Source organism: Streptomyces sp. NPDC044061 (assembly GCF_056434305.1).
Genome location: NZ_JBWKFL010000007.1, coordinates 154,875 through 168,608 on the forward strand (window position 1 = coordinate 154,875; position 13,734 = coordinate 168,608).

The 13,734-nt window shown below is 72.7% G+C and carries 13 protein-coding genes and 1 pseudogene; 7 read left to right on the plus strand and 7 right to left on the minus strand.

Features of this window, described 5'->3' with window-relative positions; all coding sequences use genetic code 11:
- Positions 1-89 precede the first annotated feature (89 nt).
- Entirely contained in the window at positions 90-278 is a 189-nt protein-coding gene (locus tag AC07CM_RS13795; RefSeq protein ID WP_383386159.1) for a DUF5703 family protein, read from the minus strand.
- A gap of 47 nt (positions 279-325) precedes the next feature.
- Between AC07CM_RS13795 and AC07CM_RS13800 the strand changes: the two genes are divergently transcribed.
- Entirely contained in the window at positions 326-1,024 is a 699-nt protein-coding gene (locus AC07CM_RS13800) for a hypothetical protein (protein WP_478876581.1), read from the plus strand.
- Between the two features lie 161 nt (positions 1,025-1,185).
- On the opposite strand, the gene AC07CM_RS13805 is transcribed toward AC07CM_RS13800, so the two are convergent.
- Entirely contained in the window at positions 1,186-3,333 is a 2,148-nt protein-coding gene (locus AC07CM_RS13805) for a helix-hairpin-helix domain-containing protein (RefSeq protein ID WP_478876582.1), read from the minus strand.
- Positions 3,330-4,313, minus strand: a complete 984-nt coding sequence (locus AC07CM_RS13810; protein ID WP_478876583.1) for an aldo/keto reductase — start codon at positions 4,311-4,313, stop codon at positions 3,330-3,332. Before AC07CM_RS13810 ends, AC07CM_RS13805 begins: the two co-directional genes overlap by 4 nt.
- A 173-nt stretch (positions 4,314-4,486) precedes the next feature.
- Here AC07CM_RS13810 and AC07CM_RS13815 point away from each other — a divergent pair, with 173 nt between their 5' ends.
- Positions 4,487-5,542 carry an LLM class F420-dependent oxidoreductase gene (locus tag AC07CM_RS13815; protein ID WP_478876584.1) on the plus strand — a complete coding sequence of 352 codons (1,056 nt, stop codon included), beginning with the start codon at positions 4,487-4,489 and terminating at the stop codon, positions 5,540-5,542.
- 167 nt (positions 5,543-5,709) lie between these two features.
- On the plus strand, positions 5,710-6,498 hold the full coding sequence (locus AC07CM_RS13820) for a ferritin-like domain-containing protein (protein WP_478876585.1): 789 nt from the start codon (positions 5,710-5,712) through the stop codon (positions 6,496-6,498).
- Positions 6,499-6,505: 7 nt separating this feature from the next.
- On the opposite strand, the gene corA is transcribed toward AC07CM_RS13820, so the two are convergent.
- On the minus strand, positions 6,506-7,501 hold the full coding sequence (gene corA, locus AC07CM_RS13825) for a magnesium/cobalt transporter CorA (protein ID WP_478876586.1): 996 nt from the start codon (positions 7,499-7,501) through the stop codon (positions 6,506-6,508).
- 59 nt (positions 7,502-7,560) lie between these two features.
- On the opposite strand from corA, the gene AC07CM_RS13830 reads away from it, so the two are divergent.
- The 4 genes from AC07CM_RS13830 (at position 7,561) to mshC (ending at position 11,047) form a co-directional block, all read left to right on the plus strand.
- Positions 7,561-8,247: a histidine phosphatase family protein gene (locus AC07CM_RS13830; RefSeq protein ID WP_478876587.1), complete on the plus strand. Its 687-nt coding sequence runs from the start codon at positions 7,561-7,563 to the stop codon at positions 8,245-8,247.
- 91 nt (positions 8,248-8,338) lie between these two features.
- A complete protein-coding gene (locus AC07CM_RS13835) occupies positions 8,339-8,929 on the plus strand; it encodes a DUF3090 domain-containing protein (protein WP_478876588.1) in 591 nt (196 codons plus the stop codon).
- Positions 8,893-9,723, plus strand: a complete 831-nt coding sequence (locus AC07CM_RS13840; protein WP_478876589.1) for an SCO1664 family protein — start codon at positions 8,893-8,895, stop codon at positions 9,721-9,723. Before AC07CM_RS13835 ends, AC07CM_RS13840 begins: the two co-directional genes overlap by 37 nt.
- Before the next feature lie 94 nt (positions 9,724-9,817).
- Entirely contained in the window at positions 9,818-11,047 is a 1,230-nt protein-coding gene (gene mshC, locus AC07CM_RS13845) for a cysteine--1-D-myo-inosityl 2-amino-2-deoxy-alpha-D-glucopyranoside ligase (RefSeq protein ID WP_478876590.1), read from the plus strand.
- A 100-nt stretch (positions 11,048-11,147) separates the two neighbouring features.
- On the opposite strand, the gene AC07CM_RS13850 is transcribed toward mshC, so the two are convergent.
- The 3 genes and pseudogenes from AC07CM_RS13850 to AC07CM_RS13860 all read right to left on the minus strand — a co-directional run bounded on the left by AC07CM_RS13850 (position 11,148) and on the right by AC07CM_RS13860 (position 13,655).
- Positions 11,148-12,233 (minus strand): PAC2 family protein, encoded by a 1,086-nt coding sequence (locus AC07CM_RS13850; protein ID WP_478876591.1) that lies wholly within the window; start codon positions 12,231-12,233, stop codon positions 11,148-11,150.
- A 171-nt stretch (positions 12,234-12,404) separates the two neighbouring features.
- The gene (locus tag AC07CM_RS13855) at positions 12,405-13,076 is read right to left on the minus strand and encodes a FadR/GntR family transcriptional regulator (protein WP_478876592.1); all 672 of its coding nucleotides are present in this window, start codon (positions 13,074-13,076) and stop codon (positions 12,405-12,407) included.
- Positions 13,077-13,196: 120 nt separating this feature from the next.
- Positions 13,197-13,655, minus strand: a pseudogene (locus AC07CM_RS13860) (phospholipase).
- Positions 13,656-13,734 lie beyond the last annotated feature (79 nt).

Genomic DNA, 13,734 nt, shown 5'->3' on the forward strand with positions numbered 1-13,734 from the left:
AAAAAAGAGAAAAGGGAAAACAGAAAACAAACAAACACGACCCCCCCCCCCCCCCCCCCCCCCCCCCCGCTCCCGTCATGCGTCCTGTCTCACCACGTGGCGCGCACCTGGCGGATGATTCGCCGGCGCAACCGCACCCTGCGGCTGCCGTCGCGCAGCAGGCTCAGTCGGTCCAACTCCCAGTGTCCGTACTCGGCATGGTCCGTCAGCAGACGTGCGGCCTCCTTGCGGGACACCCCACGAGGCACGTACACGTCGACAAATTCGTATTCCGGCATCGCATCTATTGTGCGGGCTGGTGCCCGGTACGGATAGCGTCTGCACTATGTCTGATGCTGCGCAGCCCACCGCTGCCGAGGTACGCGCCGCCGCCGAGGCGGTCAAGACCGCGCTCGACCGCCACCTGGCCGCGGTCGAACGCAGGTCGGGGGAGGACGACCCGGCCGTCTACGAGGCGTTCAACCAGCTGGCCGCGGCCGCCGAGGTGTACGACGAGCTGCTCTACGACCGCTATGACGAGGTCACGCCCTTCGAGATCCCCGGTACGGAAGACACGCTGCCGCCGTATGCGGGCCCCGAGGAGCCGAACGCGATCAGCGTGCTGATCCGCCGCGACTACGCCGTGGCGGAACCCCAGCGGCTGCTGGCGCAGGCCCAGCGGGTCGAGGCGGCGGAGTACGAGGACGGCGGCGGTGCGGACGAGGACGCCGCGAGCACGGTGCCCGGGGCGCTGGGCATCCTGTTCGGTGAGTTCGAACCCGACGAGATCGCCTCCCGGCACAAGGAGTTCGGCCTGGAGGAGGGCGACTCCACGCTCTGGGTCACCGCCGCGGACGAGCCTGCCGAGCCCGGTGAATGGCTCGAGGCGCCGTTCGAGCAGGTCGACCCGCAGCGGGTGGTGTGCAGATTCGACGTGAGCGCGGTGTTCGACGAGGACGTCTCCGACGACGAGGAGGAGGCGGACGATCTCGCGTTCGACGCGGACGAGGACGGGGATCTGGAGCCGCTCGACGCCGAACGGTGAGGCGAGACGGCGGTGTCGTGGGGGCTCGGGGGTCTGTCCGACCATCCCCGGGCCGACACGGCACCGCCGCACCACGTCGTCGTCACCGGTCGCTGTCACGGCTGATCGCTGCCGCAGCCAATCGCTGCCGTGGCCGATCGCAGTCGCGGCTCGTGAAAGAGTCAGCCCGCCGCCGGCACCTGGGTGCGCAGCAGCGTCTGCAGGCGTGTCGTGCGCGGCTTGGCCAGGGCCTCCGCCACCGCCGTCGGCAGCGCCTGTTCCACGCCGTGCACCACCGACAGGTGGCGTTCCGCCCGGCCGAACGCCGTGTACACCCACGGCCTGCTGAGGGTCTGCGCGGCATCGCCGGGGAGGACCACCACCGCGGCCGGCCAGCGGCCGCCCACCGCCTGGTGCGCGGTCAGCGCCCAGCCGTGCCGCACACACTGCTCCACCCGCTCGCGCGGTACGACGGCGGGGACGCCCGCGCACTCCAGGTGCAGCCCGTCGGCGTCCGCGCTCACCACCCGACCCGGCACCGTGCGGCCCGGGGCGGGGGAGTAGGCGATCCGGTCACCGGGGTCGAAGCCGCCGAAGCGGCCGGGGCCCGGGTTGAGGCGTTCCTTCAGGGCGGAGTTGAGGGCCCGGGTGCCGGCGCCGCCGCCGTGGCCCGGCGTGATCACCACCGTCTGCTCGGGCGGCACACCGATCGCGCGCGGCACCGAGTCCGCGACCAGCTGCACGGTCCGGTGCACGGCGTCGCCCGCGTCCCGCACGGGCACGATGACGATCTCCTTGCCCGGGGCCTCGACCTGGTTCAGCTCGCCGGCGCCGATGCCGGAGACCAGCTCGCCGAGCGGGCCGGGATCCGGGGTGCGGGAGGCGATCTGCGGGCAGGCGCGGGCCGCGAGCAGGTCGGCGAAGACCCGCCCGGGTCCGGCGGACCACAGCACCGCGGGGTCGCCGCTCAGCACCAGCCGGGCGCCGTCGGGCAGCGACTCGACCAGCATCGCGGCGCTCTCCACGTCCAGTTGGGGCGCGTCCAGCACGATCAGCAGCTCGAGGTCCAGGGCGCCGTCCGCGTCCCGGCCGGGCCCCTCGGCACCGGAGAGGACACCGGCGACCGTGCCGACGGGCAGGGCGTCGCCGGACTCACCCCCCGGCGCGGCGAGGCGGTGGCGACCGTCGGCGGTGTGGCAGACGGCGAAGGCGCGCAGACCCGCGGCGCGGGCGGCGCCGAGCAGCGCGGCCGGTTCGGCCCGGGCCGCCTCGCCGCCGGTGTGCAGCACCAGGCCGTGCCCGGCGACCGCGCGGGCCAGCTCGGCCGCACCGCCCGATGTCCCCGCCGCGACCGTCTCCCAGGGCTCGGCGGCTTCCTTGGGCACGGAGTTGACCAGGCGGGCCAGGCCGTCGGCGAGGCTCTCCTCGGCGAGGGCGTACCGCTCCAGACCGACGAGGACCCGGACCGGGCGCTCCTCCTCGCCGTCCTCCTCCTGCGGGGCCGGGGCGCCCGGCTCCTCCAGGGCGTCCTGGAACGCCAGCGCCTCGCCCTCGGCGAGCGTGCTCTGCACGGCGGCGTCCGGGTCGGGCACGGCCCGCCGGCTCAGGGCCGCGGTCAGCGCCGGCAGTTCCAGCGCGGTGTGTCCGGCCAGCGCCGCCTGCTCCAGCAGCCACACGGTCGTCGCGCGGCCCCGCCGCTCGTCGTCCGGGCCGCATTCCGCGCCGAGCAGTGCCCGCGCGAACCCGTCGGCCTGTTCCGGCCGTACGCCGCCGACCCGCAGCAGCTGCCAGGGGTCCTCCCGGAGCGCGCCGTCGGCGCCCTCGCCGAGGGCCGCCGCCACCTGGGGGGCCAGCGCCTCGGGCGCGCCGCCCTCGGCCAGTACCCGCCGTACGGACTCCACGGCCTCCGGGGCGGGTGCGCCCGGGGCCGCCGCCGGGGCGGGCTGCGGTCGCCGCACGGGCTCCGGGGCGGGGCGGCGCGGGGCCGGCTCGGGCTCGGCGAACACCGTGGCGACGGGCTTCTCGCCGCCCTCCACGGCCCGGACGGCGGCGAGCAGGTCGGCCGCCTTGCCGCTCAGCTTGGTGCCGCTCTCGATGGGCCCCTTCTTCTCGGCCCTGCGCCGCTCGATCCGCTCCCGCTCGATCCGCTGCGCGGCCAGCTCGGCCTCCGCCTCGGACCGGTCGGAGGCGGCCGCACCCTCGGCGGTCCCGGCGCCGGTGCTCTCACCGCTGTCGCCGGCCGCCGTGTCCTGCTCCGGCGTCTCCGGGCTCTCCGGGGTGTCCGGGGTTCCGGGCCCGGTGTCCTCCGTGGTCTCCGGCTCCGTGCTCACAGCGTGCTCCAGTCGTGATCGGGATAGCGGTGCACGGGCGCCGACACATCGTCGAGCGCCCGGCAGATCTCGTCAGGAAGACTAAGGGCCTCCACTGACAGTGCCGCCGTGAGCTGCTGCGCGTTGCGCGCGCCGACGATCGGGGCGGCCACGCCGGGCCGGTCCCGGACCCAGGCGAGGGCCACCTGGAGCGGGGTGACCGCGAGCCCGTCGGCGGCCGTCGTCACCGCGTCCACGATCCGGGTCCCCGTGTCGTCCAGGTACGGCTCGACGAACGGCGCGAGGTGCTCCGAGGCGCCCCGCGAGTCCTGGGGAGTGGTGTGCCGGTACTTGCCGGTGAGCACGCCGCGGCCCAGGGGCGAGGAGGGCAGCAGTCCGACGCCCAGGTCGAGCGCCGCGGGCAGCACCTCGCGCTCGGCGCCGCGCTGGAGCAGCGAGTACTCCAGCTGCGTGCCGGCCAGCCGGGTGCGCGTGCCCGGCGCCGCGAGCTGCCAGGTGGCCGCCTTGGCGAGCTGCCAGCCGCAGAAGTTGGAGACGCCGACGTACCGGGCACGGCCGCTGCTCACGGCCAGGTCGAGGGCCTGGAGCGTCTCCTCCAGCGGGGTGCCGGGGTCGAAGGCGTGGATGTGCCAGAGGTCGACGTAGTCCGTGCCGAGGCGGGCCAGGGAGGCGTCCAGGGCGGCGAGCAGATGGCCGCGTGAGCCGTCGACGCGGCGGTCGGGATCGGGGACGCTGCCCGCCTTGGTCGAGACCACCAGGTCCCGGCGCGGCACCAGGCCGTCTATGAGCTGTCCGAGCAGATACTCCGCCTCTCCGTCGCCGTACACGTCCGCGGTGTCGACGAGGGTGCCGCCGGCCTCCCAGAACGCCTTCAGCATGTCCGCGGCGTCGTGCTCGTCGGTGTCCCGGCCCCAGGTGAGGGTGCCGAGTCCGATGCGGGACACGCGCAGGCCTGTGCGGCCGAGATGCCTCTGCTCCATGTGCGCGAGATTACTGGCCAGAACTGGTGCCGTGGGTTGCCTGTGGACAACTCGACCGGCCACGCGGCACCACCCGATCGGCCCCCGATACCGGCCACGCCCTGCCCACCGGGCCCGCCCCCGCGCTATGGTCTCCGCCAAGCGACGTTACTCATGGGTAAGGGGAATCGGCCATGCAGCTCGGGATCAACCTCGGCTACTGGGGTGCCGGGATGGACGCGGACAATCTGGCCGTGGCACAGGAGGCCGAGCGGCTGGGGTACTCCGTGTGCTGGGCCGCCGAGGCGTACGGCTCCGACGCCGCCACGGTGCTCAGCTGGGTCGCCGCGCAGACCGAGCGCATCGACGTCGGCTCGGCCATCTTCCAGATCCCGGCCCGGCAGCCGGCCATGACCGCGATGACCGCGGCGACGCTGGACTCGCTGTCCGGGGGCCGCTTCCGGCTGGGCCTCGGCGTCTCCGGGCCGCAGGTCTCCGAGGGCTGGTACGGCGTCAAGTTCGACAAGCCGCTGTCGCGCACACGCGAGTACGTGGAGATCGTGCGCAGGGCGATGACCCGCGAGCGGCTGTCGTACGAGGGCGAGCACTGGACGCTGCCGCTGCCCGGCGGCCCGGGCAAGCCCATCAAGCTGACCGTGCACCCGCAGCGCGAGCACATCCCGCTCTACATCGCCGCCATCGGGCCGAAGAACCTGGAGCAGACCGGCGAGATCGCCGACGGGGCCCTGGTGATCTTCCCGTCCGCCGAGCACCTCGAGGACACCACCGTCTCGTACCTGCGCGCCGGGCGGGAGAAGGCCGGCAAGACCCTCGACGGGTTCGACATCTGCCCGACCCTGCCGCTGGCCGTCGGCGACGACAAGGACGTGGCCCGGCTCGCCGACACCTTCCGCCCCTACACCGCGCTGTACGTCGGCGGCATGGGCAGCTTCAAGCAGAACTTCTACAACCAGCTCGCCCGGCGCATGGGATACGAGAAGCAGGCCGCCGAGATCCAGGAGAAGTACCTCTCCGGGGACAAGCAGGGCGCCGCGGCCGCCGTCCCGCAGGACCTCATCGACCAGACCACGCTGCTGGGCTCGGTGGACCGCATCGCCGACCGGATGAAGGCCTACGCCGCCGCCGGGGTCACCACCCTCAGCCTCGCCCCCGCCGGCTTCACGCTCGACGAGCGGATCGCCTCCCTGCGGGCCGGCAGCGAGGCCCTGGAGCGCGCCGGGCTCGCCTGAGGGGTTTTCAGCGGCCGTGGTGGGGGCTCGGGGGTCTACCCCGCCACGGCCGTCACGAGGAACAACGCACCGGGCGCCGTGCGGTTACGACCCCGGAGCACCTCCTTTCGGCCGAGCCGGAGCGCACTGCTGTTGCGGTGCCCCTATGTCCGCATTTGACTCATTGCATGCTTTCGGCCAAGAGTCTGTTCCAGGAGATCCTCGACAACGACGAGTCGTTTCGGCTCTTCTGCTCCATCGCCGCCGGCGGCGAGTCGCAGGGCGGCTGGGAGAACGGCAGGATCGCCGCGCTGGTACCGCTGGGCGAACGCGCTCTGGCCCCCAGGATCGCCCGGCACGGCGCCGACGAGGACAAGCACGGGCGCATCTTCGACGCCCTGGTGAGGAAGCGCGGCCTCGCCCCGGTGCCCGTCCCGCCCGAGACCGACTACACGATGCTCCTGGAGCGCCGCGGCATCGGCCTCGCCCACGACAGGCTCCGCCGGGACGAGCCGCTCACCGTGCGGGACATCATCGTCTACCTCGCGCACAGCAGGGTCACCGAACAGCGCGCCGCCGAGCAGATGGCGATGCTCCGCAAGTGCTTCGGCAGCGACCCCGAGGTCGGCCGTGCCGTGCGGATGATCTCCCGCGACGAGGACAACCACCTCGCCTACACCCACGAGGAACTCCTGCGCTTCGCCGCCGCCGGACACGGCCGGCTCATCCAGCGCACCCTGCGCGCGTGCGCGCTCGCCGAGATCCGCGTCCACCGGGACGTCAGCCTCGCCGTCATGGCCCGCATGAGCCGCATCCTCGGCTGGCCCAGGGCCAAGTCCGCCCTGCTCGCGGCCGGCATCCACGCCCAGTACGCCTACGAGCGCCTCGGCGGCTGGCGCCGCATGGTGACCCTGCGCATGCCCGAGCGCCGGGACGCCCTCGGCGACCCCGCGACCCCCGCCCCCGAGTTCGCCTGAGCCGCGCTCACAGCCAGCCGCGCCGCTTGAACTGCCGGTACAGCAGCACCTCCAGGACGGCCATCACCAGGATCACCACCGGATAGGACCACAGCCAGTGCAACTCGGGCATGTGGTCGAAGTTCATGCCGTAGATGCCCGCGATCATCGTGGGCACCGCCGCCATCGCCGCCCACGCGGAGATCTTCCGCATGTCGTCGTTCTGCCGCACGCTCATCTGCGCCAGATGCGCGTTGAGGATGTCCGACACCAGCCGGTCCAGGCCCTCCACCGACTCGTTCACACGTGCGAGGTGGTCGTTCACGTCACGGAAGAAGGGCCGCGCCTTGTCGTCGACGAACGGCACGCCGCCGCCGAACTGACCGGTGCCGGCCAGCCGGGTCAGCGGCAGCGCGAGCGGACCGGTGGCCCGCCGGAACTCCAGGACCTGCCGCTTGAAGGTGTAGATCCGTGACGCGGTGTGCCGCGAGCCGCCACCCTCCGGCTGGAACACCTCCGCCTCCAGCTCCTCCAGGTCCGTCTGCAGCTCCGTCGCCACCTCCAGGTAGTGGTCGACGGTGGCGTCGGCGATGGCGTACAGCACGGCGGTCGGGCCCTTGCCCAGCATCTCCGGCTCCTCCTCCAGCCGGCGCCGTACGGCCGTGAGCGGCGCACCCTCGCCGTGCCGGACGGTGACCACGAACGCGTCACCCATGAAGATCATGACCTCACCGGCCGAGACGGTGTCGCTCTCCGGCTCGTACACCACCGGCTTGAGGACCATGAACAGCGAGTCGTCGTACACCTCCAGCTTGGGCCGCTGATGCGCCTTGAGGGCGTCCTCGACGGCCAGCGGGTGCAGCCCGAACTCATGGGTCACCAGGTCGAACTCCCGCTCCGACGGCTCGTGCAGCCCGATCCACACGAACCCGCCCGCCGCCCGCGCCTCGGCCAGCGCGTCGGACAGGTCCTCCGGGCCCTCGGTGCGGTGCCCGTGCCGGTACACGGCGCAGTCCACGATCACTGGGCGCACTCTCCCTTCGTCCGATCGCCTGTGCCTGTGATGCGCTTACCCTGGGCCGCATGCCCACGCTGATCCTCGTCAGGCACGGACGGTCAACCGCCAACACCTCGGGTGTGCTCGCAGGGTGGACGCCAGGCGTCGCCCTGGACGAGCGCGGAGCCGCGCAGGCGGCCGCGCTGCCCGGACGACTCGAGGGGCTGCCGATCTCCGAGGTCGTCGCAAGCCCCCTGCAACGCTGTCAGGAGACCGTACGGCCGCTGCTCGAGGCCCGCCCCGGGCTGCGCGCCCACACCGACGAACGGATCGGGGAGTGCCACTACGGCGACTGGTCCGGCCGCAAGCTCGCCGAACTGTCGGACGAACCGCTGATGGAGGTCGTCCAGGCCCACCCGTCGGCCGCCGCCTTCCCGGGCGGCGAGTCCATGCGGGCCATGCAGACCCGCGCCGCCGAGGCCGTACGCGAGTGGAACGCGCGCGTGGAGCGCGACCACGGCGCCGACGGCGTCTACCTCATGTGCTCGCACGGTGACATCATCAAGTCCCTCGTCGCGGACGCCCTCGGGCTTCATCTCGACCTCTTCCAGCGGATCTCCGTGGAACCGTGTTCCATCACAGCGATCCGTTACACCCGCCTCAGGCCGTTTCTCGTTCGCCTCGGCGACACCGGCGATTTCGCCTCCCTTGCCCCGCGCGAGGAACCTCCCGGGGAAGACGCACCGGTCGGAGGTGGTGCGGGCGCACCGTGATCGTCGGCCGCAGTAGGGTGAAGCGATCCACGCAGTCGCCCTCGCACCAGGCCCGCACCGCAGCAACCCTCGAATCCCATGGAGACAGGACGTGTCCCGTCAGGTGTTCCTCTACGATCCGCCGGACCGTTTCATCGCCGGCACGGTCGGACTGCCCGGACGCCGTACGTTCTTCCTCCAGGCCACCGCAGGCCCCCGGGTGACCAGCGTGGCTCTGGAGAAGACCCAGGTCGCCGCGCTCGCCGAGCGCATGGACGAGCTGCTGGACGAGGTCGTACGGCGCAGCGGCGGCAGCGCGGCCGTCCCCGCCGTGGCCCCCTCGGAGATCGCCGACACCGCCCCGCTGGAGGTCCCCATCGAGGAGGAGTTCCGCGTCGGCACCATGGCTCTGGCCTGGGACGGCGAGGAGCAGCGCATGATCGTGGAGGCGCAGGCCCTCGTGGAGCTGGACGCCGACACCGAGGAGGACCTCGCCGAGGCCGAGGAGCGGCTGCTCCAGGACGAGGAGAACGGGCCCCCGATGCTGCGGGTCCGGCTGACCGGCGCGCAGGCCCGGGCCTTCGCCAAGCGCGCACTCGACATCGTCAACGCCGGGCGGCCGCCGTGCCCGCTGTGCAGCCTCCCGCTCGATCCGGAAGGACACGTATGTCCGCGCCAGAACGGATACCGCCGCGGAGCCTGACGGCCGACCCGCACGCCGCCGAGCTGCTCGCGCGGGGCGAGCTGTCCGTGCGCGGCCGGATCCGCGAGGCGTCCAACGCGGCGCTGTTCTGCACGGTCGCCCTCGACGGCCGCGAAGCCAGTTGTGTGTACAAGCCGGTGGCCGGCGAGCGCCCGCTGTGGGACTTCCCCGACGGCACCCTGGCCGGCCGCGAGGTGGCCGCCTACGAGGTCTCCGAGGCCACCGGCTGGGGGCTCGTACCCCCGACCGTGCTGCGCGACGGCCCGTACGGCGAGGGCATGTGCCAGCTGTGGATCGATGTCCATGCCGAGGCCGAGCTGCTCGCCCTCGTCGACGGCGAGGAACCCGGGCCGGGCTGGAAGGCGGTCGCGTTCGCCGAGGTCGGCGACGGCCGCACTGCGCTGCTGGTGCACGCCGACGACGAGCGGCTGCGCCGCCTCGCGATCCTCGACGCGGTGATCAACAACGCCGACCGCAAGGGCGGCCACCTGCTGCCCACCACGGACGGCCGGCTCTACGGCATCGACCACGGCGTCACCTTCAACGTCGAGGACAAGCTGCGCACGCTGCTGTGGGGCTGGGCCGGGGAGCCGCTCACCCCGGAGGCGCTGGAGGTGCTCGAAGGGCTGAAGAAGACCCTTGCCGGGGGCGGGGAACTGGCCGTGCGGCTCGCCGGACTGATCACGGCGGCCGAAATCGACGCCACGCGCGCGCGGGTCGACGCGCTGCTGGCCTCCGGACGGCACCCGGAGCCGGGCGGGGAGTGGCCCTCGATCCCCTGGCCACCCGTGTAGGCACATCGCGGAGCGATCCACAAGAACGCCCGCCCGGCCATCCGGCGCGATCCCGTTCGTATACGCGGCTCCTGGCCGGGTTAGGCTCATGTACATGCATGCCTGGCCCGCTTCCGAGGTCCCCGCCCTGCCTGATCAGGGCCGCGACCTGAGGATCCACGACACCGCGACCGGCGGCCTCGTCACCCTCGACCCCGGTCCCGTCGCCCGTATCTACGTCTGCGGCATCACGCCGTACGACGCGACCCACATGGGTCACGCGGCGACCTACAACGCGTTCGACCTCGTTCAGCGCGTGTGGCTCGACACCAAGCGGCAGGTTCACTACGTCCAGAACGTCACCGACGTCGACGATCCGCTGCTCGAGCGTGCGGACCGGGACGGCGTCGACTGGGTCGCCCTCGCCGAGAAGGAGACGGCCCTCTTCCGCGAGGACATGACCGCCCTGCGGATGCTCCCGCCCCGGCACTACATAGGCGCCGTCGAGGCGATACCCGGCATCGTCCCGCTCGTGGAGCGGCTGCGCGACCTCGGCGCGGCCTACGAGCTGGAGGGCGACATCTACTTCTCCGTCGAGTCCGACCCGCACTTCGGCCAGGTCTCGAACCTCGACGCGGCCGCCATGCGGCTGCTGTCCGCCGAGCGCGGCGGCGACCCGGAACGCCCCGGAAAGAAGAACCCGCTCGACCCCATGCTCTGGATGACCGCCCGCGAGGGCGAGCCCAGCTGGGACGGCGGCTCGCTCGGCCGGGGCCGCCCCGGCTGGCACATCGAGTGCGTGGCCATCGCCCTCGACCATCTCGACATGGGCTTCGACGTCCAGGGCGGCGGTTCCGACCTCGCCTTCCCGCACCACGAGATGGGTGCCTCGCACGCCCAGGTGCTCACCGGTGAGTTCCCGATGGCCAAGGCCTACGTGCACGCCGGCATGGTCGCCCTGGACGGCGAGAAGATGTCCAAGTCCAAGGGCAACCTCGTCTTCGTGTCGCAGCTGCGCCGCGACGGCGTCGACCCGGCCGCCATCCGGCTGTCCCTGCTCGCCCACCACTACCGCTCCGACTGGGAGTGGACGGACCAGGTGCTCCGGGACGCCGACGACCGCCTCGGCCGCTGGCGCGCGGCCGTCTCCCGGCCCGACGGCCCGTCCGCCGACGCGCTCGTGGAGGAGATCCGCGAGGCGCTGGCGAACGACCTGGACGCGCCCGCCGCGCTGGCCGCGGTGGACCGCTGGGCGGCCCGCCAGGAGACGGAGGGCGGCACCGACACGGGTGCGCCCGGGGTCGTGACCCGTGCCGTGGACGCGCTGCTGGGCGTGGCCCTGTAGGCCCGACGGCACCCGGACGCCGGAAGGGGCGGTTCCCGCAGTGGGAACCGCCCCTTCTCCGTCGTCCCGGTCACCCGGGTCCGTGTGCTTCGGGTCTGTCTCAGTCGGCCGAGGTGTCCTCGTCGCCGCCTTCGGAGAAGCCCTCCGTGGAACCGCCTGCGGAACCGTCCGTGGAACCGCCTGTCGAACCACCCGCGGAACCCTCGGCGGGCCCCTCCGCGGAGCCTTCCGCGGTCCCCGAGGCCCCCGGCTTCGGCGGCTTGGCCGGCCGGCCCCTGCCGCCGGGGTTGTCCCGCAGATACGAGCCGTCCCCGCCGTCCGCCGTGGCGTGACCGCCCGGCGGGCTGACGTCCCGGCGCCGCAGATACCGCTCGAACTCCCGGGCGATCGCCTCGCCGGACGCCTCCGGCAGCTCGGCGGTGTCCCGGGCCTCCTCCAGCGTCTGCACGTACTCGGCGACCTCGCTGTCCTCCGCGGCCAGCTGGTCCACGCCCACCTGCCAGGCGCGCGCGTCCTCGGGCAGCTCGCCCTGCGGGATGCGCAGGTCCAGCAGGTCCTCGAGCCGGTTGAGCAGGGCCAGCGTGGCCTTGGGGTTGGGCGGCTGGGAGACGTAGTGCGGGACGGCCGCCCACAGCGAGACCGCCGGGACGCCGGCGTGCGTGCAGGCCTCCTGCAGGACGCCGACGATGCCCGTCGGACCCTCGTACTTGGTCTCCTCCAGGTCCATGCGGCGGGCCAGGTCGGGGTCGGAGGTGACCCCGCTGACCGGGACCGGACGCGTGTGCGGGGTGTCGCCGAGCAGGGCGCCCAGGACGACCACCAGCTCCACGCCCAGCTCGTGCGCGAAGCCGAGCAGCTCGTTGCAGAACGAGCGCCAGCGCATGGACGGTTCGATGCCGCGGACCAGCACCAGGTCGCGCGGCTTCTCGCCGCCGACCCGGACCACCGACAACCTTGTCGTCGGCCATGTGATCTTGCGCACTCCGGCGTCCATGAACACCGTGGGGCGGTTCACCTGGAAGTCGTAGTAGTCCTCGGCGTCCAGCGCCGCGAACACCTCGCCCTTCCACTCGCGTTCCAGATGCGCGACCGCCGTGGAGGCGGCGTCGCCGGCATCGTTCCAGCCCTCGAACGCGGCCACCATGACTGGGTCGATCAGCTCGGGAACCCCCTCCAGCTCGATCACCCAGTGCCTCCTTCCGACGTGCCCTCGCCTGACGTCCCAACCTTACGGCGTCCGGCGGGAGCGTCCGCAGCCCCCTTGCCCGGGGATGCCCGGATCACTGCCCCGTTCGCCACCTCGGAACACCCCCGGTCCGCGGGCGAGCCGGGCACGCCGGGCATGGGCAAGGACCCCTCAGAGCGTGCTGCGGAGCCACTGCTCCACGCTCGCGATGTGCACGGTCGCCCAGGAGCGGGCCGCCTCCGCGTCCCGGTCGCGCAACGCGGCGAGGATCGCCCGGTGCTCGCGCAGGGTGCGGCTGACCGCGTCCTCCTGGGTGAGCCCCCGCCAGATCCGGGCCCGGGTCGTCGGCCCCGACAGACCGTCCAGCAGGGAGCACAGCACCGAGTTGCCCGCGCTCTGCACGATGCCCCGGTGGAACTCCAGGTCGCAGGCGACCAGTTCCTCCACCGAGGGCTCGGCGCCCAGCGCGTCCAACTGGGCCGACAGGGCGTCCAGTTGCTGCTCGCTGATGCGCGGGGCCGCCATCGCCGTCGCGGCCGGTTCCAGGATCCGGCGCACCGCCAGGAACTCCAGCACCGTGTCGTCGCGGTGGAAGTCCACGACGAAGCTCATCGCCTCCAGCAGCAGCTGCGGATCGAGGCTGGTGACGTACGTGCCGTCGCCCTGCCGCACGTCCAGGATCCGGATCAGGGACAGGGCCCGCACGGCCTCCCGCAGGGAGTTGCGGGACAGGCCGAGGTCGGCGGCGAGTTCGCTCTCCTTGGGCAGCCGGTCGCCGGGGCGCAGGGCACCGGAGACGATCATGCCCTTGATCTTCTCGATCGCCTCGTCGGTGACTGCCATGACCGGCCTCCCTTTCGCCCGCCAGAACCTGCCCAGAACCTGCTCAGACATCGGATGTCTCAGCTCATTATGAGGGGAGCGCGCGAGGGTGACCGGCCGGTTCCGGCATCTGAGAGGTCGTCAGCCGAAGGCCTTGACCGCCTGGTAGTACGTCCACGCCGTGCTGTTGCGGGTGGTCTTCGTGGCGCCGCCGCAGTTGTTGCGCACGCGCTCGAGGTCCTCGTAGGGGGCGCTGTCGAGACGCGACTTGTCGGCGCTGAAGGTGCCGGCCGCCTAGTAGTTGCGGTAGCCGAAGTCGTGGCGGGCGCAGGACGTCTTGAACGGGAATCCGAGCGGGTTGTCCGGCGAGGAGGAGCAGTAGTCGGTGGACCAGTCGAACTCGTGGGCGGACCACGCCGACTGGTTCGCGCGGGCGGCGGCCCACGCGTTGTAGCTGGACGCGCTCGTCTGGGTCCAGTTGGCGAGCACCTGGGGCTTGTCGGCGGCCACCGCCGTGGCGGCGGTGGCGGTCGCGGTGACGGTGATGAGGGCCAGGGCCAGGGCCGAGGCGGCGAGGCCGGTGGCAAGGCTGCGGTGCATCCCACACCTCCATGAGAACCGCGATCCGGCCGTCGGGTTGCAGGTTCATGACAATGAAGGGGTGGGCTGTGGCCGATCT